General features: G+C 61.0%; 27 protein-coding genes and 1 tRNA gene. 16 read left to right on the top strand and 12 right to left on the bottom strand.

Annotated features, from left to right (window positions below; all coding sequences use genetic code 11):
- The first annotated feature begins 472 nt into the window (after positions 1-472).
- The 4 genes from ACR0D8_RS15235 (at position 473) to ACR0D8_RS15250 (ending at position 4,396) form a co-directional block, all read left to right on the top strand.
- A complete protein-coding gene (locus ACR0D8_RS15235; protein ID WP_480647748.1) occupies positions 473-1,228 on the top strand; it encodes a 5-oxoprolinase subunit B family protein in 756 nt (251 codons plus the stop codon).
- Positions 1,225-2,223: a 5-oxoprolinase subunit C family protein gene (locus tag ACR0D8_RS15240; RefSeq protein WP_480647750.1), complete on the top strand. Its 999-nt coding sequence runs from the start codon at positions 1,225-1,227 to the stop codon at positions 2,221-2,223. Before ACR0D8_RS15235 ends, ACR0D8_RS15240 begins: the two co-directional genes overlap by 4 nt.
- Positions 2,224-2,235: 12 nt before the next feature.
- Positions 2,236-2,997, top strand: coding sequence for a LamB/YcsF family protein (locus ACR0D8_RS15245; protein ID WP_480647752.1), 762 nt, complete (start codon positions 2,236-2,238; stop codon positions 2,995-2,997).
- A gap of 151 nt (positions 2,998-3,148) precedes the next feature.
- The gene (locus ACR0D8_RS15250) at positions 3,149-4,396 is read left to right on the top strand and encodes a hypothetical protein (RefSeq protein WP_480647754.1); all 1,248 of its coding nucleotides are present in this window, start codon (positions 3,149-3,151) and stop codon (positions 4,394-4,396) included.
- 59 nt (positions 4,397-4,455) lie between these two features.
- Here ACR0D8_RS15250 and ACR0D8_RS15255 read toward each other — a convergent pair whose 3' ends face one another.
- Both ACR0D8_RS15255 and ACR0D8_RS15260 read right to left on the bottom strand, forming a co-directional pair.
- Entirely contained in the window at positions 4,456-5,838 is a 1,383-nt protein-coding gene (locus tag ACR0D8_RS15255) for a D-alanyl-D-alanine carboxypeptidase family protein (RefSeq protein WP_480647755.1), read from the bottom strand.
- Between the two features lie 280 nt (positions 5,839-6,118).
- Positions 6,119-6,820 (bottom strand): HAD family hydrolase, encoded by a 702-nt coding sequence (locus ACR0D8_RS15260; RefSeq protein WP_480647757.1) that lies wholly within the window; start codon positions 6,818-6,820, stop codon positions 6,119-6,121.
- A gap of 93 nt (positions 6,821-6,913) precedes the next feature.
- Here ACR0D8_RS15260 and clpS point away from each other — a divergent pair, with 93 nt between their 5' ends.
- Genes clpS through hemF form a run of 4 tightly spaced genes read left to right on the top strand, consistent with a single transcriptional unit; the run spans position 6,914 to position 9,977 of the window.
- Positions 6,914-7,255, top strand: coding sequence for an ATP-dependent Clp protease adapter ClpS (clpS, locus tag ACR0D8_RS15265; RefSeq protein ID WP_475153982.1), 342 nt, complete (start codon positions 6,914-6,916; stop codon positions 7,253-7,255).
- A gap of 28 nt (positions 7,256-7,283) precedes the next feature.
- Entirely contained in the window at positions 7,284-8,249 is a 966-nt protein-coding gene (locus ACR0D8_RS15270; protein WP_480647759.1) for a class I SAM-dependent methyltransferase, read from the top strand.
- A 37-nt stretch (positions 8,250-8,286) separates the two neighbouring features.
- Positions 8,287-9,087: an SDR family NAD(P)-dependent oxidoreductase gene (locus ACR0D8_RS15275; protein WP_480647761.1), complete on the top strand. Its 801-nt coding sequence runs from the start codon at positions 8,287-8,289 to the stop codon at positions 9,085-9,087.
- 5 nt (positions 9,088-9,092) lie between these two features.
- A complete protein-coding gene (gene hemF / locus ACR0D8_RS15280; protein ID WP_480647763.1) occupies positions 9,093-9,977 on the top strand; it encodes an oxygen-dependent coproporphyrinogen oxidase in 885 nt (294 codons plus the stop codon).
- A 7-nt stretch (positions 9,978-9,984) separates the two neighbouring features.
- Here the strand turns inward: hemF and ACR0D8_RS15285 are convergent, their stop codons facing one another.
- Entirely contained in the window at positions 9,985-10,392 is a 408-nt protein-coding gene (locus ACR0D8_RS15285; protein ID WP_480647765.1) for a hypothetical protein, read from the bottom strand.
- 188 nt (positions 10,393-10,580) lie between these two features.
- On the opposite strand from ACR0D8_RS15285, the gene ACR0D8_RS15290 reads away from it, so the two are divergent.
- Both ACR0D8_RS15290 and ACR0D8_RS15295 read left to right on the top strand, forming a co-directional pair.
- Entirely contained in the window at positions 10,581-11,093 is a 513-nt protein-coding gene (locus ACR0D8_RS15290; RefSeq protein WP_480647766.1) for a toxin-activating lysine-acyltransferase, read from the top strand.
- 1 nt (position 11,094) lies between these two features.
- Positions 11,095-12,003 (top strand): Hint domain-containing protein, encoded by a 909-nt coding sequence (locus tag ACR0D8_RS15295; protein WP_480647768.1) that lies wholly within the window; start codon positions 11,095-11,097, stop codon positions 12,001-12,003.
- On the opposite strand, the gene modC is transcribed toward ACR0D8_RS15295, so the two are convergent.
- From modC to modA, 3 genes are read right to left on the bottom strand one after another with little or no spacing between them, the layout of a single operon-like run.
- On the bottom strand, positions 12,000-13,097 hold the full coding sequence (gene modC / locus ACR0D8_RS15300; RefSeq protein WP_480647770.1) for a molybdenum ABC transporter ATP-binding protein: 1,098 nt from the start codon (positions 13,095-13,097) through the stop codon (positions 12,000-12,002). The two genes, ACR0D8_RS15295 and modC, sit on opposite strands and share 4 nt — an antisense overlap.
- Entirely contained in the window at positions 13,094-13,786 is a 693-nt protein-coding gene (modB, locus tag ACR0D8_RS15305; protein WP_480647772.1) for a molybdate ABC transporter permease subunit, read from the bottom strand. The genes modC and modB overlap by 4 nt, the downstream gene beginning before the upstream one ends.
- A 4-nt stretch (positions 13,787-13,790) precedes the next feature.
- Positions 13,791-14,570 (bottom strand): molybdate ABC transporter substrate-binding protein, encoded by a 780-nt coding sequence (gene modA / locus ACR0D8_RS15310; RefSeq protein WP_480647774.1) that lies wholly within the window; start codon positions 14,568-14,570, stop codon positions 13,791-13,793.
- Between the two features lie 229 nt (positions 14,571-14,799).
- Between modA and ACR0D8_RS15315 the strand changes: the two genes are divergently transcribed.
- The 3 genes from ACR0D8_RS15315 to ACR0D8_RS15325 all read left to right on the top strand — a co-directional run bounded on the left by ACR0D8_RS15315 (position 14,800) and on the right by ACR0D8_RS15325 (position 17,342).
- Complete coding sequence (locus tag ACR0D8_RS15315; RefSeq protein WP_480647776.1) at positions 14,800-16,053, top strand: aminotransferase class V-fold PLP-dependent enzyme; 1,254 nt, start codon at positions 14,800-14,802, stop codon at positions 16,051-16,053.
- Positions 16,054-16,126: 73 nt separating this feature from the next.
- Positions 16,127-16,202, top strand: a tRNA-Val gene (locus ACR0D8_RS15320).
- A gap of 141 nt (positions 16,203-16,343) precedes the next feature.
- Entirely contained in the window at positions 16,344-17,342 is a 999-nt protein-coding gene (locus tag ACR0D8_RS15325; RefSeq protein WP_480647778.1) for a LacI family DNA-binding transcriptional regulator, read from the top strand.
- Here ACR0D8_RS15325 and ACR0D8_RS15330 read toward each other — a convergent pair whose 3' ends face one another.
- The gene (locus tag ACR0D8_RS15330) at positions 17,343-18,476 is read right to left on the bottom strand and encodes a Gfo/Idh/MocA family protein (RefSeq protein WP_480647780.1); all 1,134 of its coding nucleotides are present in this window, start codon (positions 18,474-18,476) and stop codon (positions 17,343-17,345) included.
- Positions 18,477-18,516: 40 nt separating this feature from the next.
- On the bottom strand, positions 18,517-19,620 hold the full coding sequence (locus ACR0D8_RS15335; RefSeq protein ID WP_480647782.1) for a Gfo/Idh/MocA family protein: 1,104 nt from the start codon (positions 19,618-19,620) through the stop codon (positions 18,517-18,519).
- A 115-nt stretch (positions 19,621-19,735) separates the two neighbouring features.
- On the opposite strand from ACR0D8_RS15335, the gene iolC reads away from it, so the two are divergent.
- Genes iolC through ACR0D8_RS15350 form a run of 3 tightly spaced genes read left to right on the top strand, consistent with a single transcriptional unit; the run spans position 19,736 to position 22,410 of the window.
- Complete coding sequence (gene iolC / locus ACR0D8_RS15340) at positions 19,736-20,716, top strand: 5-dehydro-2-deoxygluconokinase (RefSeq protein WP_480647784.1); 981 nt, start codon at positions 19,736-19,738, stop codon at positions 20,714-20,716.
- Positions 20,717-20,725: 9 nt separating this feature from the next.
- Entirely contained in the window at positions 20,726-21,562 is an 837-nt protein-coding gene (locus tag ACR0D8_RS15345) for a 5-deoxy-glucuronate isomerase (RefSeq protein WP_480647786.1), read from the top strand.
- On the top strand, positions 21,559-22,410 hold the full coding sequence (locus tag ACR0D8_RS15350) for a class II fructose-bisphosphate aldolase (protein ID WP_480647788.1): 852 nt from the start codon (positions 21,559-21,561) through the stop codon (positions 22,408-22,410). The genes ACR0D8_RS15345 and ACR0D8_RS15350 overlap by 4 nt, the downstream gene beginning before the upstream one ends.
- A 4-nt stretch (positions 22,411-22,414) precedes the next feature.
- On the opposite strand, the gene ACR0D8_RS15355 is transcribed toward ACR0D8_RS15350, so the two are convergent.
- From ACR0D8_RS15355 to ACR0D8_RS15370, 4 genes are read right to left on the bottom strand one after another with little or no spacing between them, the layout of a single operon-like run.
- Complete coding sequence (locus ACR0D8_RS15355) at positions 22,415-23,194, bottom strand: TIM barrel protein (protein ID WP_480647790.1); 780 nt, start codon at positions 23,192-23,194, stop codon at positions 22,415-22,417.
- A gap of 33 nt (positions 23,195-23,227) precedes the next feature.
- A complete protein-coding gene (locus ACR0D8_RS15360) occupies positions 23,228-23,986 on the bottom strand; it encodes an SDR family NAD(P)-dependent oxidoreductase (RefSeq protein WP_480647792.1) in 759 nt (252 codons plus the stop codon).
- On the bottom strand, positions 23,983-24,789 hold the full coding sequence (gene iolB, locus ACR0D8_RS15365) for a 5-deoxy-glucuronate isomerase (RefSeq protein WP_480647793.1): 807 nt from the start codon (positions 24,787-24,789) through the stop codon (positions 23,983-23,985). The genes ACR0D8_RS15360 and iolB overlap by 4 nt, the downstream gene beginning before the upstream one ends.
- 49 nt (positions 24,790-24,838) lie before the next feature.
- Positions 24,839-26,020: a phytanoyl-CoA dioxygenase family protein gene (locus tag ACR0D8_RS15370; protein WP_480647795.1), complete on the bottom strand. Its 1,182-nt coding sequence runs from the start codon at positions 26,018-26,020 to the stop codon at positions 24,839-24,841.
- Positions 26,021-26,040 lie beyond the last annotated feature (20 nt).

Raw genomic sequence — 26,040 nt, forward strand, 5'->3', positions numbered from 1 at the left:
GGTCTCTCCCAAGCGTCTCAACCGTCTTTCCGATCCGTCAGCACCGTCCATCCGATGCAAACCCAGCGCCTCACCAGCGCCGGTGAAGGGGGTTCTAAGTATAACCAACACTAGCCGCAAGTGGAAAATTACATCCTGCGCGATTTTTTTGCTTTTTCTTATTTTTCTTTTTTTTGTCAGTTGGTTACCAATCTCCCTGACGCTCCCAAAATGCTGTCTACATGTCGATGAGGGGTTCCGGACATTCTGATAGCATCCGATCCGATACACGATTACCCTATATATAGTGCGTTTGTCAGATGCGCCCACAAGAACAAACCGAGTCGGACGCCCCGGCCGGTTCAGTTTTGGCCCGGTTTTCGGGACTCGCCCCACGCGTCAGGCATCAAATTCGGCACTAACCGAATCCCGGGCCTTGCGCATTAACCCTTAATACGGTCAGGTCAGCAGAAAGATACGCCCGCACTGTGACATGAACTTAACGCACGCTGACCCTTTCCCTTGCATCCGAACGGTTGGCCTGGACGGCCTGTTGATCTCGTTTGCCGACACGATGGCGGAACCCTCGAACCGGGCGGCGCTGGCATTTCGCAATGCAATCGAATCACTAAAGTGGAAGGGCGTGATCGAGACGTCCGCCTCGCTGGCCTCTGCCTATGTGCGGTTCGACCCCCTGAGCCTGCCTCATGCCGAACTCCATGCACGGATTGAACAGGTGCTGCGGCAACAGAACTGGTATCAAACGCCACTGCCGGGCGGGCGCAGACTGTGGCGGGTGCCAACTGTATATGGGGGCGTTCTTGCCCCGCAACTGGATGAGGCGGCCTCCGCGGCGGGGCTGACCACTGACGACGTAATACGGCGCCTGAGCGAAACGCGCGTTCGGGTTCTGACCATCGGCTTTGCCCCGGGGCAGCCCTATCTCGGGCCGTTGGGACCCGAGTTCAATATTCCGCGCCTTAGTGAACTTACACCGATGGTGCCGGAGGGCGCGTTGGTACTGGCCATTTCTCAGTTTGTGCTGTTTTCGGGCCCGACCCCGACCGGATGGCGTCATGTCGGTCAGACCGCTTTTCGCTGTTTCCGGCCCGAAGCCCTGCAAAGCTTTGCGCTGCGCCCCGGCGATGAAATGCAGTTTCTGCCGGTCTCGGAAGAGGAACTGGAGGAAATCCGTGCGACCGCCACCGATGGTTCGGGCGGGGCGACCTGCGAGGAGATCCCGGGATGAGCCTGCGCGTGATCAGTATCGGTCCTGCCTGCACAATACAGGATCAAGGTCGCAGCGGATATCTGGATCAGGGTCTGTCGCGATCAGGCGCCGCAGATCAACTGGCCCTGCATGAAGGAGCGGCCTTGTTGGGGCAGAGCCCGGATTGCGCGGCATTGGAAATGGCGGGCATGGGCGGTGTATTCGAAGCCACGCAACCCGTGCGCATTGCCCTGACGGGTGCCCCGATGCAGGCCAGCGTCGACGATGTTCCTGTGGTCTGGAATGCCTCTCATTCCCTTATGACCGGGCAACAGCTGACCATCGGGGCGGTCAAGCAGGGGAATTACGGTTACCTGCATCTTGGTGGCGGAATCGAAACGCCAATGGTGCTGGGATCTCGCTCGGCCCATCTGACTGCGAATGTCGGGCGCGCCGTGCAAGCCGGAGATATATTGCCGTCCGCGCCCGACACGGGTGATGTCGGCGCGAAACTGCGCCCTGATGAGCGGTTTGCCGGAGGAACCCTGCGCGTGGTGGCCAGCTTTCAGTCCGCACTGTTCGATCAGGAAACGCTGGACCGCTTTGGCCAAACCGAATTTCGCCGCGGCGCGCGGGCCAACCGGATGGGAATGCAGTTGGACAGCAATGGTGCAGGGTTCGCCGCCAAAGGGCAGTTGAACATTCTGTCCGAAGTCATAACGCCCGGTGACATTCAGATGACCGGCACCGGAAACCCCTTTATCCTGCTGCCCGAATGTCAAACCACCGGAGGCTACCCCCGCATCGCCACTGTCCTGCCTTGCGACTTGCCGCGCGCGGCACAGACCCCGGCAGGCGGGCTGGTTCGGTTTTCGTTCGTGACGATGGAAGAGGCCATCGCCCTGCAGGCTGCCTTCGTGGCGGACCTGTCGCGGATGCGGTCGCGGGTGGAACCGCTGGTGCGCGACCCGCATGACATCCCGGACCTGTTGTCCTACCAATTGATCGGCGGAATGATCTCTGCCACTGACTAAGGAGTGCTGCCAATGCCCAGCGTCGATCTGAATGCCGATATGGGGGAAAGCTTTGGTCCCTGGAAGATGGGGGACGATGACAGCCTGCTGAAGATTATCACTTCGGCCAATATCGCCTGCGGCTTTCACGCAGGTGACCCGGATGTGATGGCGCAGACGATGGCTCTGGCTGCTGAAAACGGCGTCGGCATCGGTGCGCATCCCGGCTTTCCCGACCTGCAGGGTTTTGGCCGTCGCAACATGAATGTGCCCCACGCGACCCTACGCAATCTGGTGCGCTATCAGCTGGGCGCGGCAATGGGGATGGCCAACGCGGTTGGCGCGCAAGTGCGACACCTGAAACTGCATGGCGCGCTAGCCAATATGTGTTCGGTCGATATAGACATGGCGCGGGCCTGCTATCAGGGCGCGCTGGATGTGGACCCCGACATCATCATCATGGTTCTGGCTGTCACCAAACAGGAAAAGGCGGTGCGCGAGCTGGGCTGCAATTGGGTCGGCGAGATTTTTGCCGACCGCGCCTATAATGATGACGGCACACTTATCGATCGCAGCCTGCCGGGCGCCGTCATCCATGACCCGGACATTGCCGGCCCCCGTATTCTGAACATGGTCCGCGAAGGGGCCATCATCACCGAATCCGGCCAGCGGCTGGAGACCTCGATCGACACGATCTGCCTGCATGGTGACGGGTCAACTGCGGTTCAGATCGCCCGGTCGGTGCGCCAAAACCTGATAGACGGCGGTGTCGAGGTGACAAAATTCATCCGATAGCCATCCCGGCGTAAGGTCGGCGGCCCACTTTCTTACTGTTGCCCGCGCGGATTTCAGTCCCTAGCATGCCGGCAAGTGCATGTTCTGAATACTACAAATCCAGGCAGCGCCGTGCCCGATCGCAATCGGGCACACGCAAGGAGGTAAGTTAATGTCTTTCGATCTGATGTCTTATGAACCCCGGGGCGACAAGAAAAACTCGGACTTTTTCAATGAATACTTGCCGATGATTTACGAACGGCGTGACAGTTCCGGAATTGCCGATCAGGTCGGCGCGATGCGGGCAATCGTTCTTCAGGTGGAAACCACCGCGCTGTTCGACACCCTGATCGAACTCTATGTCATGACCCCCTATCGCCACACGGCCACATATCTGGGGCAAACCCACAAATTTTCGATCCTGCATTCGCATCCGGACTATCCCGCGCTGATCGTGATGGCCCCGCTGAGCCCAAGTTTCGAAGACTTCATTCCGCGCATCAACCGGATGTACCCGCTGGCCCGCAGTACCCCGCAAACCCGCTATGTCGGCGAGATTTACGGTGCGACGGAACTCAAAACCCTCTGCAAGACGCTCGAAGGTCAGAACATCCGGTTCGAATACAGCGGTGACGCCGAAAACCCCTTCTACACGCTGGATGGGTTTTGCTTTACAACGCCGTCAGATTTCACCTGCAACCGGGTGGGGTATTCCACGCTGGATTTCAACGACCCCGACAGTCTGGGCCTTGGTGATCGGGTCTTGCTAAGCGATGCGGAACAGGCGCAGCTGGAACAGGCCGCTGCGTTTGGCGCCGACAGCAAGATCGCGCCTCTGATGCTGGGCATCGATCACCTTGCCACCCGCGTCCTGGCCGGCGAGCGCGAGGACGCGATCCTCGAGTTCCTGACCATGGTGCCCTATTACTTCTGGGGGGCGTACAACATCTTCGACATGAACTCGTCGACCAATGTAAACCGGAACGCCAATGTGGATGACGACAAGAAATCGCCAGCCAAGGTTTTCACAGCCAACAACACGCCTTCTTTCGTGAATTCATTCGCCAAGCTGCCGATGCCGACCGAGGATTTCGTACGCAATTTCGGCCGCCGCCTGCACCACATGGCAGTTGAAATTCAGGATGGCGATCACAACGCGGGCGAAAAGAACGTGGATTTCGTGGTCAACACGCTGAAAGACAAGGGCGTGCCGTTCCTGGCCCATGTGGTGGGCGAGTGCAAAGACGATCCGAACCTGAAACAGATCTTCTCGAAACACTCAAAGAACACGCTGCTGATCACGGAATATATCGAGCGCTGCCACCACTATGACGGGTTCTTTACCAAGGACAACGTAGCGGCCTTGACGGCCGCCGCCGGGCAGGATGAACAATACCAGCACGGCCACGTCTTCGACTGACAAAAAAGGCTGCGGGTGACCCCGCAGCCAAATCCAGCCAGGAGAGAGCATGTCGGGTCTTATGACGGCCCGATCATGAAACATGTGACGTTCCGGGCCTGTAGCCTGCGGCAGGCCAGATCGGCCTGTTCGCGGGTCATGCCCTGAAACGTCGCATCAAAGCCGCGCGAGCTTTGGTTCACCTTGCGCAGCGTGCCTTCCAGAGTGGTCATTTCCGACAGGGCGGTTTTCAGCAAAACCTTTTCCGCCTCGTATCGGGTGGTATAGCGGCCGACATTGACGCCCCACAGATGCCCGCCGGATGTGGACAGCCGGGTGACGATTTCCTGCTCTGGCTCGGGTTGTACGACAGGATCGGTCGAGGCCAGAACAAGATCCCCGGGACGAGCAGCAGGCCGCGTCGTGTCGTCGGTGGGTGACTGGATATCCGCCGCGGCAATTGCGGCTGCAATTCCATCCTGAATGCGCGCACCGTTCTTGGCGGCGGTTTCGGCAACGGTGCCCGCGACTTGCACCGCGGCACCCGGCCCCGGTCGCAGCACCGGGCGCAGGCTGGATTTCGGCGCAACGGTCAGAGCGGCAATCGTGGCGCCCAGCCCGGAATTTCCGGCATAGGCCGGGCGGGCTGGTTTGCGGATCGGTGCCCGCGAGGGGGCACGACGAAAGCCCATATCCAGCAGCTCGGCCACGCGTGCATTGCGCGACGCGCCGGACTTGCCACCAAAGACCGTGGCAATGATGCGTTCGTCCTTGCGTTTGGCAGACGCAACCAGGTTGAAACCGGCCGCACGAGTGTATCCCGTCTTGATCCCGTCCGCGCCCCTGTAAGCAGCCAACAGGCGACGGTTCGTGTTGGGAACCGTCTTGATCCCCGCATGCGTCGACTGGCGCGAGAACAGGTTGTAGTACTGCGGATAATCATACAGCAGATGACGGCCCAGTGTGGTCATGTCCCTCGCGGTCGACAGGTGGCCCGATTCCGTCAGCCCATGGGCGTTCTTGAAAGTCGTCCGGCTCATGCCCATGGCTTTGGCGGTGCGTGTCATGCGACGGGCAAACGCCGCCTCGGACCCGCTGATCGCGATTCCAATGGCAGTGGCGGCATCATTGGCCGATTTTACCGCCGCCGCCCGGATCAGATAACGGAATGCAATCCTTTGGCCGGATCGCAACCCCAGTTTTGACGGCGGCTCGGAGGCGGCCTTTTTGGTGATGCGCACCTGAGTATCCAGGTCGATCTCTCCGTTCCTCACCGCTTCAAACGCAATATAAAGCGTCATCATCTTGGTCAGCGAGGCCGGGTGCAGCCGGGTGTCGGCATTGCGCGAGTGCAGCACTTCACCGGTGCGGGCGTCGATCACCATCGCCGCATACGGTGCCGCGACCCCTTGCACAGGCGCAAAGGAAAGCAGCCATATCAACGCCATAAGGATTAAGCCCATCCGGGCCGGAACTGTCCGCCGAACCTGCACGATCTTTGCCTCTGTCTACCTCAGGCCGCCGGGTTTTCCCGGTCGGCAACCATTTATTTTATTATCTGTCAGGCTAGCACAGCGCCCCTTTGAAATAAACCGAAAGCTCGTGTTTTTGCGGTTTCGTTATCACCTTGACCCACCACAATATATTGTCCGTTCCAGCGCGGCGGCCACTAAATGCGCAATACTGGCAAGACTGTGTCGTCGAATCGGCGCGAAATTCCGAGACTGCGGCCAAATGGCAACATCAACTCAGCGCGCGGACAAGATCCGAAAGCCCGCTCAGATCCCGCAGCTCTTTGTAACGCGGGTTATCCACAGGGGTTTCCGCGTGTTCGACTTCCCAGACCAGCCCATGCGGCACATAAACACCCCAGCACCCGGCCCGGATCGGTGCGACCACGTCCGAGCGCATCGAATTTCCCACCATCATCGCATGTGCGGGCCCCTGACCATGGCTGGCAAATATCTCACGATAGGTTTCCGGCGACTTTTCCGACACGATCTCGACCGCATCGAACAGCTCTCCCAGCCCTGATTGCGCCAGCTTCCGCTCCTGATCGATCAGGTCGCCCTTGGTGATCAGAACCACCTGATGAGTCGCTGCCACGCTTTCGATCGCCTCGCGCGCATGGGGCAGCAACTCGATCGGATGGGCCAGCATTTCCTGCCCGGCCTCGATCAGCCGTCGAATTACAGCGGCTGGAACGCGGTTCTCTGTCACCTCGATCGCGGTTTCGATCATCGACAGGGTAAATCCTTTGATTCCGTAGCCGTAATGCCGGATGTTGCGTTTTTCAGCGGCCAGCAGACGTTCCAGCAGGTGGTCCCGGTCGGCGTGATCGGCCAGCAATTCGGTGAAATAAGTCTGAGTCAGCTGAAAAAACCGCTCGTTATGCCACAGGGTATCGTCCGCATCGAAGCCGATTGTGGTAAGATTTTGGTCCATGTCGAATACGTCCTGCTGGCTCTTTTCTCCGGCCCTTGTGACGTTATATAACCGCACAAACAAACCGAAGCCTGAATCGGATAGTAGAACGCGATGCTGGAACACCAATGGATGATGTCTGACGAGCCGGACGACGACCCCGAGTCGTCCGTTCTTGTACAGACGCGCCCCAAGACCAAGCGTCCGCCGCTGTACAAGGTTCTGCTGCTGAACGACGACTACACGCCGATGGAGTTCGTCGTGCATGTGCTGGAGCGGTTCTTTGGCATGACCCACGCGCAGGCGTTCGAGATCATGCTGACCGTCCACAAGAAAGGCGTGGCCGTCGTCGGTGTCTTCAGCCACGAGATCGCCGAGACCAAGGTGGGCCAGGTCATGGATTTCGCCCGCAGGCACCAGCACCCCCTGCAATGCACTATGGAACGGGAAGAGTAAGACCGCGCCGCTCTGACCGAAAACGCTTATGTCCCCTCGCCTTGATCTTGCCCTGCAAAGCGGCCTGACGTTGTCGCAACCGCTGACGGTTATGGCGCCGACGATGGCCCATGACTTGTCAGCTCTGCCTCATGAGACACAGGTGGTGCAGCCGTTCAAACCGTTCCACGATCACTTTGCCAATCAGGGTTTCGATGTTGTTCCCGAGGCTCAGGATGCCTGCCAGGACGCCATCGTGTTCCTGCCCCGCGCAAAGGCTCTGGCCCGCAGTCTGGTGTATCAGGCCTGCGGCCGCGCCAGCGGTGTGGTTGTGGTGGGCGGTGCAAAAACCGATGGCGTGGACAGCGTGCTTAAGGACATCCGCAAGCGCGTTGCAGTTGAAGGGCCGATTTCCAAGGCTCATGGCAAGATATTCTGGTTTCAGTCCGATCGCGCTGCGTTTTCCGACTGGGCCGCGCCCGAAAGTCAGAAGGTGGACGGGTACCTGACCGCGCCGGGTGTGTTTTCCGCGGACGGAATCGATCCCGCCTCTGCCCTGTTGCTTGGCGCATTGCCGGACAAGATTGGCCCGCGGGTCGCTGATTTAGGGGCCGGATGGGGGTTTCTGTCCGCGGGGCTTATGCAGACCACAGGCCTGAAAACCATCCATCTGGTCGAGGCGGACCATATCGCGCTGACCTGCGCCCGCGCGAACGTGACCGATCCCCGTGCCCTGTTCCACTGGGCCGATGCCGTCACATGGCGGGCGCCCGACCCTGTTGATACGGTCGTGATGAACCCACCGTTCCACACATCGCGCAGCGCCGATCCTGCGTTGGGGCAAGGCTTTATCGCGTCGGCGGCCAGAAACCTCACCCGACAGGGTGACCTATGGATGGTTGCCAACCGCCACCTGCCCTATGAGTCCACGCTTGCAGAGACCTTCACGCGCGTGGAAGAGGTGGCCGGCGACAATCGTTTCAAGGTGTTTCACGCCTCTCGCCCTCGGCGATGATCCCGGTTAACCTGCGCCGCAATTCAGGAGGAAGCGCATGTCCTTTTCCATAGCTGGCAAGACCGCAATCGTGACAGGGGGCGCCAGTGGCGTCGGTCTGGCCATTGGGCGGCACTTTGCCGACGCGGGTGCCAATGTGATGTTCGCCGATATGGACGAAAAGCGGCTGGCCGAGGAACTGGGCGAGCAGGCCGATGACAGCAACATCCGATTCTTTGCCGGCGATCTGCGGGAAAAGCTGACAATCGCCAACCTGTTGTCGGCCACCATAGACGCCTTCGATCAGATCGACATCCTGATCAACGGTTCGCGCCAGGTCATCCCGTCCGATCCCCTGGATACCGAGGATGACTCGGTCCGCACCCTGCTGAACCAGAACCTGATGCCCGCCCTGCGGCTGAGCCAGCTGGTCGCCAAACGGATGATCAAGCAGACAGGCGATGATGACGAGGATCCGGCCGGGTCGATCATCAACCTGTCTTCGATTGCCGCGCGGCGCACGCATCCCGATCTGATGGCCTATTCGGTGTCGACGGCGGCGCTGGATCAGATGACGCGTTCACTGGCTGTCGCCTTTGCCCCCCATCGTATCCGGGTGAATTCCATTGCGCTTGGATCGGTGATGAGTGCATCCTTGCAATCGACACTGAAGGAAAACCGCGGCTTCCGCGACGATATCGAAAAGCACACGCCTCTGGCCCGGATTGCCGCGCCTTCCGAGCTCACCGAAACCGCGCAATATCTGGCCTCGGATGCGGCCGGGTTCATCACCGGACAAATCCTGACTATTGATGGCGGCCGCACTCTGCTGGACCCCGTCGCAGCCCCGGCCCACTGATCCTCATGTTCGATACAGAAAAATCCACCGCATCCGCCTGGTTCCGCCAGTTGCGCGACGACATCGTCGCGGCGTTTGAATCCCTCGAAGACAACCACACCACCGGACCATTCGCGGAAACCAGCCCGGGCCGGTTCGAGATCAAGGATACCAAGCGCCTGTCCGAGGACGGCACGGATGCGGGCGGCGGTCTGATGTCGGTGATGCGCGGCGGTCGGGTGTTCGAGAAAGTCGGCGTCAATGTCTCGACCGTATACGGTACGCTGGGCGCACGCGCGCAACAGGCCATGGCCGCGCGCAAGGGGATTCCGGGCATGACCGAAGACCCCAAATTCTGGGCCTCGGGCATCTCGCTGGTCGCGCATATGCAAAACCCACACGTCCCGGCGGTTCATATGAACACCCGCATGTTCTGGACCCCGCATGCCTGGTGGTTCGGCGGCGGTTCGGACCTGAACCCCTGTATCGAATACGAAGACGACACAGCCCATTTTCACGCCACCCAGAAATCCCATCTGGACCCGCACGGGCCCGGGCACTATCCGCGACTGAAGGATTGGGCGGACGAGTATTTCTATATCCCCCACCGCAAGCGCGCGCGGGGGGTCGGCGGGATATTCATGGATGACTATTGTACCGGCGACTGGGCCCGCGATTTCGCGCTGACGCAGGATATCGGCCGGGCTTTTCTGCCCGCATTTCTGCCGCTGGTCGAAAAGCGCCGGGTGCAGGCGTTCAGCGATGAGGACAAGAACACCCAACTTGTACATCGCGGCCTATATGCCGAATACAACCTCGTTTATGACCGGGGCACCAAGTTCGGGCTGGAAACCGGTCACGACCCGGACGCGGTCCTGATGAGCCTGCCGCCGATGGCAAAATGGGTCTGAGCCGCCCTCAGAATCCGAAATCCATGAAATTGTCAAAGCAGTAGCCCTGCGCGGAACCGGCCGTCATGTTCTCGCCGACGCGCTTGACGGTGACGGAATAGCCCGGCGTGGTGTCTACACCTTCGGGTGCGGTCAGGGAAAACTGCACCGTCCGCGTTTGCTTCTCATACGCCTTGGTGATGTAGATGCGCTGTGTCGCCTGCGTGCGCAGGGTGCGGATGGCAAAGTCACCGATACCACACCAATAGGCGACCGCAGCCGAGGTGCCGCTGGTGGACACCTGATATATTCCGCCGTTCAGCGGGGTGACCGTTGTGCGAAATGCAGGGTTCAGGCCAACGCCGAACCCGACGGCCTGCGCCAATCCCGGCAACACAACCAGCGCGAGTGCGCCCCACAACCTCCAGTACCGCATGGCAATAAATCCCTAGAAACAAACCAAACCTGACAAGGATCATAGTCGTCGTGCCGAACGAGTAAAGTTCGCGCCCCGTGACGTTGGACTGCAACCCGGCCCGCCGTGGGGGAATCCGAGGTCAAAACAGTATCATTTCAAAACTTTAGAGGTTAGAATCCGGATGTCTGAATTGAACGGGGTTTGTATTGAGCAAGGCATTCCCAAAAGACTGGTTCGACTTCCCGCCCGACAAATATGCGGATTTCGGCGCGATGTTCTATCTTGCCTCGCTAACCCGGACGCACCGGGACCGCAGTCTGGGACAGGTCCTGTACGCGTTTGAAACTCCGTTCCGGCTGGGACAGTATCACATCTTTCGCCAGAACGGCTTTCCCCGCGGCTTTGTGACATTTGCGGGCCTCAGCGCCGAGGCGGAACACCGATATGCAGTGCAGGAAACACCCCTGACCGACACGGATTTCACCAGCGGATCGTCATTCTGGATCGTGGATCTGGTTGCCCCTTTCGGTCAGACCAATCAGATCGTGGAACTTCTGAAGGATCAAATCCCGCATCCCCGCGTGCGAACAAACCGCATGGACAGCGACATGACCCGAAACCGGATCGTCGAGTGGACCCGCGATGATGCGGGCGATGTGCATATGCGCCTGTACCGCAAACAGGAATTCGAACAGGCCCTGCAGAAGGAGGGTATGTGACATGGCATCTATCGCGGGCGACACAACAGGTCTGGTCACCGGCAACCCGCCGAATATGGCGACCGGCGATCTGGACGTCGATACACCGGGCACCATCACGTCGCAGACCTGGGTTATTTCGTCCCCGCCGGCCTTCGGCACCGCCTCTGTCGATCCGAATACCGGCGAATGGACCTATACCGTCGATCCGGTCTTCTTCGACAGCCTCGACAGCGGAGATATAGCCATCGACACATTCACGGTTCAGGTCACCGGAACGGTTGCCTTTCCCTTTGGTACGCTGCCGTTCAACCTCTCTCAGCCCGTCACCATCACCATCGAAGGGGTCTGTTTTACAGCCGGCACTCTGATTGACACGGACAACGGCGCGCGGCCAATCGAGACGCTGGCCGCGGGCGAAAATGTCCACACGCAGGATCACGGCCCGCAACCGATCCGATGGATCGAAAGCAGCGCCCTGCCGCCGGATCGATTACGGGACAATCCAGCGATGCGCCCCGTCAGGATCAGCGCCGGAAGTTTGGGTCCGAATACACCCTGCCGTGATCTGCTCGTCTCTCAACAGCACCGGGTTCTGGTCCGGGGTCCCAAAGTCGAACTTCTGTTCGGCGCGCGCGAGGCCCTTGTCGCAGCCAAACACCTGTGTTCGTGGCCGGGCATCGATGTTGAGATGTCGGATGAACCGGTGGAGTATTTTCATATTCTGCTCGACAACCACGAAATCCTGACGGCCGAGGGCGCACCGGCAGAGAGCTTGTTTCTGGGCGAGGAATCCCTCTACACCCTGTCTTCGGACGCGTTGCAGGAACTGGCTGCGATATTCCCCGACACCGCCACGCCAACAGGGGCGGGGTTCGGTCGTGCCGCCCGGATGATCCTGCGCGAATTCGAAGCGCGCGCTCTGGTTTAGGGCGCGTTCACACGCCCGCCGACATCCTGCGGCGCCAGCGCGACTGTTTTGATCACCGCAAAACAGGGTTTGCCCGGCTCCAATTCCAGCGCCGCAACCGAGCGGCGGGTGACGCGGGCCAGAACCGACCCGGCGGGGGTTTTCACCGAGACGATGGCCCCGGGGCCCTCGCCCGCGCGGATCGTTTCCACAGTGCCCCCCAACATGTTCAGGGCCGAAAGGCCTTCGGGCCTTTTGCTCGACAGGATAACCTCTTGCGCAGGGATCCGAATCCGAAGGTCCTCACCGATCTGATGCGGCACCCTTGGCAGGAACAGGCTTTCGCCGCCGGCATCCAGTTCGGTCAGCCCATCGGCGTGATGCTTGCGGACCCGGACCTGCAAAACCGCACCCACTGCCCGCACACCGGCGGGGGCCACCGACGGGTCGGCCATCACCTCGGACGCCAGTCCGTGCCGCACCACTTTACCGTCCTGCAGCGCAACAACTGACGTCGCCAGCCGGGCGACCTCGGCGGCGGCATGGGTGACGTACAGGATGGGGACCGAGACCTCATCCCGCAACCGTTCGAAATAGGGCAGAATTTCAGCCTTACGGGCGTCGTCCAGCGCCGCCAGCGGCTCGTCCGCCAGGATCAGACGCGGGCTGGCCAAAAGCGCCCGACCAATGGCCACGCGTTGTTTCTCGCCCCCCGAAAGCCCGGCCGGGCGACGGTCCAGCAGGTGGCCGATACCCAACATGTCAATCACCTTGTCGGGGTTTTCGCGGCGCGTGCCTTTGGGGGCGAACCAGCGCCCATAGGAGAGATTTTGGCGAACCGTCAGATGCGGAAACAGGCGGCCTTCCTGAAAAATGTACCCAAGCCGCCGCCGATGGGGCGGCAGCCACAGGTTTTCCTGGGTATCGAACAGCTTCCAGCCGTTTACGGCCACACGCCCGGATGTGGGTCGCAACAGCCCGGCTACCGCGTTGACCACCGTGGTTTTGCCGGACCCCGACCGCCCGAACAGAACCGTGACCCCTGCCGGAGCCTCAAAGCTGAGGTCCAGCGTCATATCGGGCAGATCGTGCCGCAGATGGACGGACAGGCTCATGATCCGGCTACCCGCGCGGCGGCGCGCCGACCGACGTATTCCGACAGCAACAACGCCCCCATGGCGATCACGATTGAAATCACCACCAGTCGGGTTGCCGCGCCTTCGCCCCCCGGCACCTGCAGGAATGCGTAGACCGCCGAGGGCAGCGTTTGCGTCTGTCCCGGTATGTTCGACACAAATGTGATGGTTGCACCGAACTCGCCCATCGCTTTGGCAAAGGCGAGGATGGACCCGGCGACCACCCCTGGCAGGATCATCGGCAGGGTTATGGTTGCAAAGACAAACGGGCGTGATGCCCCAAGCGTCGCGCCGGCCTGTTCCAGTTTGGGGTCCACGGCCTCAATCGACAGGCGGATGGCGCGCACCATCAGCGGGAAGGCCATGATCCCCGCCGCCAGCGCCGCGCCCGTCCAGCGAAAGGCCACGACGATGCCGAATTCGGCCAGCAACCTGCCCAGCGGTCCCTGAATGCCAAAGGTCAGCAGCAGCAGATATCCGGTCACAACCGGAGGCAGGATCAGCGGCAAATGCACAAGCCCATTCAGAAGCTGTCGACCGGGAAATCGCCAGCGTGCCAGCGCGTAAGCGACGAAAATACCAAAGGGCAGCGTCACCAATGTCGCCCAGAACGACACGCGCAGGGACAGCCTCAGCGCTTCCAGTTCCGCTGGTCCCAGCCAACCCACCCGGTTAGCTGCCCGGCAGGGAAAAACCCTGCTCTGCAAACACGGACCGGGCCAAATCCGACTGAAGATAATTCAGGAACTCCGACGCGCCGGCGGCACCGGCACCTGTCACCGCGGCCGGATAGACAATTGGCGGATGCAGATCAGAAGGGAATGCGGCGACGACCTTTACCCTGTTTTCCGCCATCGCGTCAGACCGATACACGACCCCCAATGGGGCTGCTCCGGTGGCAACCAGAGCCAGTGCCGCGCGCACATTGTCGGTTTGCGCGACGTGATCCTTCACATCGCCCCAAAGCCCCAGGTTTTGTAGTGCAGCCTTGCCATAAATTCCCGCCGGAACGGCATCGACCAGAGCCATCGCCAGATGGCCGCCAGCCAGCAACCCCGGCAGATCGACATCCGCGCGCATGTCTCCGATGTCAGGCTGATCCTCCGCGCCAATCAGAACCAGCCCGTTTCCCAGCAAGTCAACGCGCGACGCCGGGTCAATCAACCCATGCTTCTGTAGCACATCCATCCAGTCCGCATTGGCCGAAATGAACAGATCCGCAGGCGCGCCCAACTGAATCTGTCGCGCCAAAACCGATGAGGCCGCAAAGGATACGGTGACGTCATGCCCCGTCTGCTGTTCGAACACCGGCGCGATTTGATCCAGCGCATTTTTCAGGCTCGCAGCGGCAAACACCAAAATCCCGTCCGCTCCGGCCCGGATCGGAGCCAGCGTCAAAACACCCAGAGCCAGAGCCGCGATCAGAAATCGGCGGACAGGGGACAGGATCATATGTACTCCCGCCTGGAAGATTACAGTCCTTCCGGGGATATCTGAGGCAACGGGGCACGCGCAAGCGCCTTTCCCGCACCCCGCAGGCGCAGCATGCGGAAAAGGCACGACATTAACCCGGTTCACGATCATTTCCGTCAGTTCAGCCTTCGCCCGTGTCGCAAACGACATTGATCCCGTTTGTCATCGCGTGGATGCTGCCCGTGACCCAGGAAACAGGACGCTGACAATGCTGCAAAACACACCCGGTCTGATCGACGCCATCCGCGCCCGGTTTGCCCATGTCGACGCCTGCCCGTTTCAGGGACCCCGCATTTTCTTCGAAAACGCAGGCGGCGCGCTGACGTTGAATTCCGTCGTCGAAACCTCGGCAAAGTTTGCAGCCATCCCTGACAATCAGGGACGCGATAACGTTGCCAGCCATGCCCTTGTCGACATCATCAACACGTCAAAGGCCGATCTTTCGGTTTTCATGAATGCCTCGGCCGGTCAGTTTTTTGTCGGCGAAAGCGGGACCGAACTGTTGTTCCGAATGATCCGTACGGCTTGCGTGAACGCGCCCAGGGGTCGCAAGATCATCGGCAGCTCGATCGAGCACCCGGCCAGCCGCAGCGCCGCGCGCCGTTGGGCCGGTATCGCCGGGCTGGACTATGTCAATGTTCCACATGATGACGAAACCGGTCTGGTCACCGCCGAGGACTATCGTGCCGCCATGACGCCGGATGTGTGTGTCGCCACGATCCTGCACGCTTCCCCGGTGACCGGGATGGGCATGGATGTCGCTGCCATTGCGCAGGCCATTCGCGCGGTTTCGCCCGACTGTCTCATCATCGTCGACGGCATTCAGCACGCAGCCCATGGGCAGGTGGATATCGACAGCTACGATGTCGATGGCTATGCAATCTCACCTTACAAGGTGTTCTCGCGTCACGGCTACGGCATCGCCTGGATTTCCGACCGCCTGACCGCCCTGCCCCATGATCGACTGATCGATGCACCCGCAGACGGGTGGGAGTTCGGCACCCGCGACACCGGCTCATACGCCACAATGTCGGATGTGGTGCGCTATTTCGACTGGCTTGGCACGCAGGTATCTGACACGTCCGACCGGCGGGCCCGAATCGAGGCCGCAGGGCGCGCAATTCACGCCTATGAAACCCATCTGACCAACGCGATGATCAACGGCACCGGCAATCTGCCCGGCCTGCGGGACATGGACCACGTGCGCATTCTGGCCGGGGCCGACAACCCGGCGCGCGAGGGGCTGGTGTCCGTGGTTCTGCGCGATGTCCCTTCAGCCGAAGTCGTCACCCGGCTGAACGAACAGGGCATCCGCACCCATATCCGAAAAGCCGACCATTACAGCGGCAATGTGCTGACCCCGCTGGGTCTGAGCGACTGCATCCGGATTTCGCTGTGCCACTACAATACCGAGCAGGAAGTGGCCCAGTTGCTGGCCGCATTGAACGAGATGGCAAACTGATCCGCCTTTAGGAAAAGAAATTCTTCCGGACCCTCTTGCGCCCGCGCGCAGGCTTGGCTACATGCACCGTCACGGGTGATTAGCTCAGTTGGTAGAGCGCTTCGTTTACACCGAAGATGTCGGGAGTTCGAGTCTCTCATCACCCACCATCCCGCTTTCGCAGTGTTGCCACGGACCCGGCGTCATCCAGCACCGCTGATTGCAACCGATTGCAAGTCTGGTGCAATGGTGCATAGTATCTCCCCCATGCTATCACCTTTCCGCCATTCCCCCATTCGCGGGTACCAGCCATGAGTGTCACCCTGAAAGACGTCGCCGCGCTGGCGGGTGTTTCGCGCTCGGCAGTCTCGCGCACCTTTACCGAAGGCGCGTCCGTTTCCGCCAAGACACGCAGCAAGGTCGAAAAGGCCGCTCAGCAGCTGGGCTATAGTCCCAATGCGCTGGCCTCGTCGCTTACCACCGGGCGCACCAAGCTGATCGGGTTGATCTCCAACAACTTTCACAACCCGATATTCCTTGAGGTATTCGATCAGTTCACCCGCGCCCTGCAGGAACGGGGGTTGCGGCCGCTGATCGTGAACCTGACCGATGAAACCGAACCCGCCAATTCGGTTCGGATGCTCAGGCAGTATTCGGTGGATGCCGCCATCGTGGCCTCATCCACGCTGCCGCCCAGCTTTGCCAAGGCGTTCCACGACGCAGGCGTGCCGGTGGTGCACACGTTCGGGCGTTCTGCCACGTCGCCCGAGGTGCATGTCGTGGGGATCGACAATGTCGAATGCGGGCGCATGGCCGCGCGCGAGTTGCTGGTCCGCGGCTATCGGCGCGTCGGGTATCTGGGCGGACCCAGGGATGCCACCTCGGCGATGGACCGGTATCGCGGTTTCATGGAAGAGGTCGAGCGGCATGCCGATCTAGAAGTGACGCATTCCTTTGCCGACAACTATTCCTTCGAGGCCGGGCGCGCCGAGATGCTGCGCCTGCTGCTGGGTACCCCGGCCGAAGGGTATTTCTGCGGCGATGACATCCTGTCGATCGGCGCATTGTCGGCACTGTCGGATCACGGGCTGAAACCGGGCCGGGATATCGGGATCATTGGCCTGAACGACATGGAAATGTCACGCTGGGAAAGCGTCGATCTGACCACCATTCACCAGCCGATCAAGCAGATCATCACCTCGTCGGTCGATCTGGTCGAAGAGATGCTGAAAGATCCGGAGCGCTATCCTGAAGCGCGGATTTTTCCCTGCCGAGTGATCGAGCGGGGCACGTTGCGGCCCCGCCCCTGATCAGCGGAACATCGGCGGGCGGGCGTCTGTCCACGCGCCGTCATTTCTGGACGACGCGACGGCGGCGTGCACGGCGGCAATCGAGCGGACCCCGTCCGACGGGGTGGGCAGCCCGTCCCGTGCCTCACCCAATATGGCGTCTGCCAGATCGCAATAGATATTCGCCACCGCCAGCGGAAAACCTTCGGGATGTGCGATAGCCACGCGGGACAGGCGCTGGGTTTCTTCGTGCAAACCGCCTTCGCCCTTTTCGATGATCTGAGTGCGCCCGCCCACGGGGGTATAGACCAACTGGTTGGGATGCTCGGACGCCCAGCGCAACCCGCCCGTTTCACCGAATACCTGAATGTCGAACCCGTGCTGACGCCCGATGGCGACGGACGAGGTCCACAAACGGCCAACCGTGCCGCGCTCCATTCGGAAATTGACCATCGCGTCATCCTCCAACTCGCGGCTTGCGATGGTAGAGGCCATGTCGGCGGACAGCGATTTCACCTCATCGTCGCAGATAAAGCTGGCCATATGCAGCGCATGTATCCCGCAATCGGCAAACTGGCCGGAAACCCCTGCCATCGCCGGTTCGTAGCGCCAGCGCACCCGCGGGTTGTCGGCATCGGTGGCATCGCCGTGGTGGCCGTGGCTGAAGTTGGTCACAACCAGCCGGACCTTGCCCAGATCCCCCGCGCGCACCATCGCCCGCGCCTGCCGCACCATCGGGTAGGCAGAATAGCAGTAATTGACCGCGCAGATCTTGCCCGAGGCTTCGGCAACGCGAACGATCTCTTCGCCCTCGTCCACTGTCATGGTCATCGGCTTTTCGCACAGAACGTTGAAGCCGGCCTCAAGAAAGGCTTTGGCGATTTCGAAATGCGTTGCGTTCGGTGTGGCGATCGTCACCAAATCGATACGGTCGGCGCGATCCTTCTCACCTGACAGCATTTCCTGCCAGTTGCCATAGGCACGGTCGGCGGAGACACCCAGTCTTTGGGCGTATTCGCGCCCCACATCGGCGCGATGGTCCAGCGCGCCGGCAGCAAATTCGAACATTCCGTCCGCCAGCGCGCCCAAACGGTGGGCGGGTCCGATCTGGCTGCCTTCGCCGCCACCAATCATGCCCCATTTCAGCTTTGCCATGGTTCTTGTCTCTCTTCGGTCTTTCAGTTGTGCGCAGCGCCTAGAAATCGCTGACCTTTTGCCAACACCGCTGCTCGGACGAGGCCAGAGCGGCAGCCAGTACGCGATTGACCTCGTGCCCGTCGCGGAAGGTCGGCCAGATCGTCTGTCCTGTATGGATGGCCTGCAGGAAATCCTTGGCTTCGATGATGATCTGATCCTGATACCCGGTACCGTGCCCCGGGCCCTGACAGAACGGCTCATAATCCGGGTGGGCCGGGCCGGTCAGGATCTTGGTGAACCCTCTTTGCGCCTCGGGACCTTCGCGCCGGTACAGCCACAGGGTGTTCTGATCTTCCTGATCAAAGCGAATTGCGCCTTTCGTGCCCGAGATTTCATACGCGTAGCCCATCTTTCGACCGGTCGAGATACGGCTGACATAGATGTTGCCCATCGCGCCATTCTGAAACCGGCACATGATCTGCGCATGGTCATCATTGGTCACGGTGCCGCCGGGACGTGTGCCGTGAACAGTCTCGACCTCGGCCATGACTTCCGCAACAGGCCCGATCAGCGCCAGAGCCCCGTTGACCATATGTGGGGCAAGATCGCCCATGGTGCCGTTGGCCATCCCCGTGGTGCGCCAACTGGCCGGAGCCTGGGGATCGGCATAGAAATCCTCGGTATGTTCGCCGCGAAACCAGGTGATTTCGCCCAGTTCGCCATCGGCAATTAGCTGGCGGGCAAACTGGGTGGCCGGCGTTCGGACATAGTTGAAGCCGACCATGTTGGTCACACCGGCCGCGTCGGCCGCATCCACCATTGCCTGACCGTCCTCCATGGATGCGCCCAGCGGTTTTTCGCACAGCACCGGCTTGCCCAGCGCAAGGGCGGCCTCGGCGATTTCACGATGCGTTCCCTGTGGCGACGCTATGACGATGGCTTCGACGGCGGGGTCGCCGACCAGCGCGCGCCAGTCCCCGGTCGCGCGCCGGAACCCATAGGCAGCACGATACCGTTCGGCGCTTTCAGGGCTTGCCGCGCAGATCATCTCAAGCCGCGGGCGCAGCGCGGTATCGAACACCGCCCCCACTGCCGACATCGCAACTGAATGGGCCTTGCCCATATAGCCGCCGCCAACGATTCCAATTCCGATTTCCGGCATCTGTCACGGCTCCGAACAATATATTTGCAACCGGTTGCAAAATCAGTATCGTGTGAATCGACACAACGCAAGGTCCATACCACCTTGCACGCCCCTTTTTGCCGGAGGACATAACGTGAGCGCTTTGATCGACGGTATCAAAGGAAACCGGTTTGCGGTATTCGGACGTGCAGGCATGGACATGTTTGCCGCCCCCGTCGGCGTCAAAAGCGAAGACGCCGATACATTCCACGCCGATCTGGGCGGATCATCGGCCAATATCTGTGCCGGTTTGGTCAAACTGGGCAGTCAGGCGGCATTGATCACCTCGGTCTCGGATGACGCGGTGGGGCGGTTTTGCCTGAACCGGCTGCGCCACTATGGGGTGGACACGTCCAATATCCGGGTACTGGGCGGCGAATACCGGATGTCGTTGGCCGTTTACGAAAGCCGGATCGAGAATTTCCAGAATGTCATCTACCGCAATGGCGCGGTCGATTTTCAGGTCACCGAAGAAGACATGGACAAGGTCGACTATTCGGCCTTCTCAGCCGTGATCTCAGCCGGAACAGTATTTGCCGCCGAACCCTCGCGCAGCGCCACATTCCGGGCTTTCGACAATGCTCGCGCGGCGGGTCTGCCGATCATTTTCGATATCGACTACCGCCCCTATAGCTGGCCTTCGCCAGAGGTCGCGGCCGATGTCCTGTCCCGCGCGGGCGAGGCCAGCGATCTGATTGTGGGGAATGACGAGGAATTCGGCTTTATGGCCGGCGGTATCGAAAAAGGGTTCGAAAAGGCCCGGGAACTGGCTGCGAAGCCCGGGCGGATCGTCATCTACAAGCTGGGCGAAAAAGGCGCGGTGACGCTGACCGACGGTCAGGAAATCAGGACCGGGATCTACCCCGTCACTGCCGTCAAGCCGAACGGTGCCGGCGACAGTTTCATGGCCGGGTTGCTGGCATCCGTCGCAGCCGGGCATTCGCTGGAAGACGCGGTGCTGCGCGGCTCGGCCTGTGCATCCATCGTGGTCTCGCAACCGGGTTGCGCACCGGCCATGCCCACGACCCCGGAACTGGACGCGTTTCTGGCGTCCCACCCCGGCCCGACGACATAGGAGAGACCCATGCACATCGCGCCCTATGAAAATCAGAACAAACCCATCGTCGACGCGGACGATCCGACGGTGCCGTTGAATTACTTCAATATCGTCAAGCTGCGCCGGGGCGAGGTATTCGAATACCAGGTGCCCGGATATGAGACCTGCATCGTACCCGCCACCGGCAGCGTCGATGTCGAGGTCGAGGGCGTGCCGTTTCCCCGGCTGGGCAACCGGGGTGAAGATGTCTGGGATGGCGAGCCCGAAGGCGTCTATGTTCCCGTCGGCGCAAAGGCGCAGCTGGTTTGCATGTCGGAAGAGGCCGAGGTGTTCATTGCAGGGGCAAAGTTTGACAAGGTGCTGGAGCCCTTCGATGTGCGAGAACATGACCTGGTGCAATACGGCAGTGACGACACGAAGACGCATCGAAAGATCAAGCATATCCTTGGCCAGAAACAGCACGATAAGGTTGGCCGGCTGCTGGTCAGCGAATTGTTCACCGTCGGTCAGGGCGGCTGGTCCGGCTTCCCCAGCCACAAACACGACACCAACCGCCTGCCGGATGAATCCCGGCATGATGAGACATATAATTTCCGATTCAGACCCAAATGGGGCTCAGGCCTGCAGATGCTGCAGCGTGAGGATAACGAGCCCGGCGATGCCTATCACATCGTCGATGGATCGACGATCTGCATCGACAATGGCTATCACCCGTGCTGCGTTCTGCCGGGATACGAGATGTACTACTTCACCATTCTCGGCGGTCTGACGCAGCGCTCTCTGGTGCAGTATTTCCAACCCACCCATGCTTATCAGATCGAAACGATCCCGGGCATCAAAGACATGATTGCAAAGTTCAAATGACCCTTGTCACGCTGAAAGACGTCCTGACCCCCGCGTATAAGCAGGGCTATGCCGTGGGTGGGCTGGTGACGCTGGGCTGGGAGGACATGCGCGCCTATGTGGCGGCGGCAGAGGCCGAGAATGCGCCGGTGATCCTGCAAGCCGGGCCAAGTTGCCGCGAGCACACGCCGCTGCCGGTACTGGGCAAGATGTTCCGGCATCTGGCCGAGAACGCCTCCGTGCCTGTCGTTGCCCATCTGGATCACGGATATACGTTCGAGGATTGCAAAATCGCGCTCGACGGCGGGTTCACCTCGCTCATGTTCGACGGGTCGCGCAAACCCCTGCAACAGAATATCGACGAGACCGCGGCCATCGCCGAAATGGCGCATAAGGCCGGGATTTCCTGCGAGGGTGAGATCGGGTTCGTGGGCTATTCCGGTGGCGAGGGCTCCAGCGGGACCGACCCGGATGAGGCCGCCCGCTTCGCACGCGAAAGCGGGGTCGACGCAATGGCCATATCGGTCGGAAACGTCCATCTGCAGCAGAACAGAGAGGGCGGTCTGGATGAGGATCGCATCCGCCGGATCGACGCCGTAACCGATGTGCCCCTGGTAATCCATGGCGGGTCAGGCGTACCGGTTGCGCAACGCACGCGGCTGGCGCGCGAGACCTCGATCTGCAAGTTCAACATCGGAACGGAACTGCGTATGGCCTTCGGCAGCGCGCTGCGCGAGGCGGTCAACCGCGACCCGGAACGATTTGACCGGGTGACCATTCTGAAGGAAACCCACGATCCGGTCGAGGCCGCCGCCCGCGCGGTGATCCGTGCCTTCGGGGCGCCGCCACAACACCAGAACCCCGGCTGAGAAATCAGATCGTGAAGGCGGCCCGGAACGCCTCAAGGGCAGCCTCTGGGTCGCCGGACGCAGAAGCCTCCAACCCCACAGGGCCGCGATATTCGAGCTCGTACAGCGCCCTGGCCACTACCGCATAGTTGATTTCCCCGGTTCCCGGCTCACACCGGCCGGGATTGTCCGCAACCTGAATCTCTCCGATCCAGGGCAGGCATTTGTCGCACCAGCGGATCAGGTCCCCCTCTCCGATCTGTGTGTGGTAGAGGTCCAGGTTGATACGCAGTTGCGGCCGGTCAATTGCCGACACCAAGGCCAATACGTCGGCCGTGGACCCGAAGGGGCAGCCGGGATGATCCAGCTGGTTCAGGTTCTCCAGCGTGAAAACCACGCCTTCTTCCTCGGCCAGATCACAGATGCGGTTCAGCGTATCCCGCGCCTTCAGCCACATTTCACCGGTCACAACATCGTGCTGCCAGATCGGAATCCCCCCTTCACCCAGCCCGGTACCGTGCAGGTTCAGCCGATCCACGCCCAGCCGCTTCCCAACCTTGATTGTTTCACGAGCCGAGGCCAGCAGCATCGCGGCCCCCTCGTCATCGGCCAGCCGCCCCTGAACATAACCGTCCATGATGGTGAAGTTCGCCCCAATGGCTTCCAGCTTGGCAAGGTCCAGGTCAGGCCAGCTCCACAATCCGACACCAAAGCCCATCTCGGTCAGGCGCGCGACGCGCCAGTCTATCGGCCGGTCCAGCCACAGCGTTTCGGCACAGGCCGCAAGTTGAAAGGGTGCGGACATTCCGGACCTCCTGAATTCAGAAACTATCGGGTCTCAAATCGACCCGCCTTCGACCATGAAATTACCCGCGCTGCACATGGCGGCGTCGTCCGAGGCCAGAAACAAAACCATCCGCGCGACATATATCGGGTCAATCGGGTCCGGCAGGCACTGACGGTCGATCTGCTTGGCCAGCGCTTCGGGCGTGACCCACAGGTCCTTCTGTCGGGCGGTCATGATCCAGCCGGGAACAACGGTGTTTACGCGGATGCGGTGATCGCCCAGTTCGCGGGCCATCGTGCGGGTCAGACCGTGGACCGCCGACTTGGCGGTGGCATAGGCGGGAAAACCTGCCCCGGCCTCCCACCACGAGTTCGAGCCGAGATTGATGATGGAACCGCCACCGGCTTCGATCATCCCCGGTGCGAGGGCCTGAATAGTAAAGAACATGTGCCGGATATTGGTGGCCATGCGCTCATCCCAATAGTCCGGGGTGACCGTGCGCCAGTCGTGGCGGTCGTCATGGGCTGCATTGTTGACCAGCACCTGGGCGGGTCCCAATTCCTCTGCCAGTTGATCCAATGCCATGCGCAGCGCGTCAATGTCGCGCAAGTCACACTGGGCAAAGGCGTGCTGGCCATCCAGTTCCGCCAACAGCGCATGCCCTGCGTCGGCATTGATATCCAGAAACCCCACCTTCGCGCCCTGATCCGCGAATGCGCGCACCGTGCGCGCACCGATACCACCAGCGCCGCCCGTGATAATGACCGTCTTGCCGCTGAGGCTGGGGTAGCTGGCGAAATCCTGTGTCAACTGTCGCGCTCCATGATCCATTCGACCTCGGGGGCCGGGACGAACCGCCATTTCCGCAAGGGCCCGGCCATGACGTTCAGATAATACATCTCAAACCCATATGGCGCACCGCAAGGGTGATGGCCACGCGGGACGGTCACAACATCGCCATCTGACACCGCCATCGTCTCATCCAGCTGTCCGTCGTCGGTATAGACCCGCTGAATGCCAAAGCCGGAGGCCGGGTTCAGGCGGTGGTAATAGGTTTCTTCCAGATAGGTGATGCGGGGATAGTCATCCTCGTCATGACGGTGGCTGGGATACGAAGACCAGTGCCCGTTCGGCGTGAACACCTCGGTCACCAGAAGGCTGTCGGCATAATCCTCGGCCTCCATCGCGATGTTGTTGATATGGCGGGTGTTGGTGCCCTTGCCGCGTTCGGTCAGCGTTATGCCGTCGGGTCCGATCCGGCGGGCCGAATGACCGCCCTTGCCCGGCGCGGAACAGACCGCCACAACGCAGTCCGTTTCGGCCACCGCCGCCCACTCGGTGCCGTTCGGCAGGTAAAGGCAATGCGGCGGCGTCTTTTCGAAGACGTTCATCCGGTCGCCCAGAATACCCCAGTCCTGACCCGCCCCGGTGATGCGTGCCTTGCCTTCGACCATGACCAGAATAACCTCGCGATCTCCGGTCACCTCGGCGGCCTTGTCCCCGGCACGCAGGTGATACAGGCCGAACCCGACATAGCGCCATCCGGCGCTGACCGGCGTAATGTCATGCACCTTGCCGCGGGTTCCGAACGGTTTCTTGAGCAGGTCTGCCATTCAGTCGTCTCCTTCAGGGGCGGGCACATCGGCCCGCCCGGGTCAAATGTCAGGCGGCCTGCCGCGTGTTCAGGGCCTTCAGAGCGTCGGCCAGTTCCGCCGCGCGCCAGCCCTCGGACACCGCGCGATGCAGAATGTCGGCCTGACTTGCCGGCGCGTTGCCCCCAACCGGAGGATCGGTGTCCAGATTGGTCGGGAACGGGTAGCCCTCGGCCGTGGCGGCAATCGCCGCGTTCAGCTCAGCCCCGGTCAGATCGCCCCGTTGTTTCAACGCGACCAGCTGCGGGAACACCGCCAGGACCATGGCCTGGCGGTCGATCGCCTCCATCGCGCGCCCAAAGGCCGATGAGATCTGCAACAGGTTGGCCATCCGGTGAATATCCGTGCTGCGGTTCTCGCCCGCCGCATGGAACAGGGCCGGGTTGAAGAACACCGCATCGCCTTTTTCCAGAGGCAACTGGATGTAGGACGCTTCGAAATGGTCCCTGTGGCCGGGGTCGTGAAACGCCAGATACCCGGCCGGGTAGAGCTGCGAAAACGGCAGCAATTTTGTCGGCCCGCTTTCCACCGGCATGTCACAATGGGCGACGGCCCCCTGCAAGGTCAGCGTTGCCGTCACCAGATGCGCATGCGCCGGGTAACGGGCTGCATTTTCCGCGGTCTGAAAGCCCAGATGGTAATCCCGGTGCGCCTGCTGCGCCTTGCCGCCGGGGCGCACCTGATTGATCTGCGCGGTGACCTGATAATTGGGGCCCAGCCACGCCTCGCAGGCGGCTGCAATCGCCGTGTTGCCAAAATAGAGCGCAAAGCCTTCGGGATCGCGCAGGCATTGTTTCTGCAACGCATTCCAAACCCGGTCGTTGGCACCAGAGGCTGCGAAATGATCGCCTTCCCCCGCTCCGCCCCGGCGTTCTTCGTCGATGATTCGGCGAAACACGTCAGTGGCCCGGTCGATGACCGAAATGTCTGCGTAAGCCCCTTTCAGCGCGATCACCCCGGCCGAGCTGTTCAGTACGCGACCCCATTCCGCCATCAGATCGCGGCGCCGGTCCGCGCCTTTCAGCGCCGGGCGCAGGGCGTGCATGTCATAGACGGGCACGTTCTGTTCAATTGCGGCGGCACGGGGCACGTCATCAGCCTTCAGGCTCTGCGAGGTCAGCACCTTGAATTCATCCAGATCACAGGATTCCCGGTCAAAATATCCGACATATCCAAGTTCCTGACTTACCATGATGTTCTCCTTTCTCATGG

Source organism: Ruegeria sp. BG10 (genome assembly GCF_056538575.1).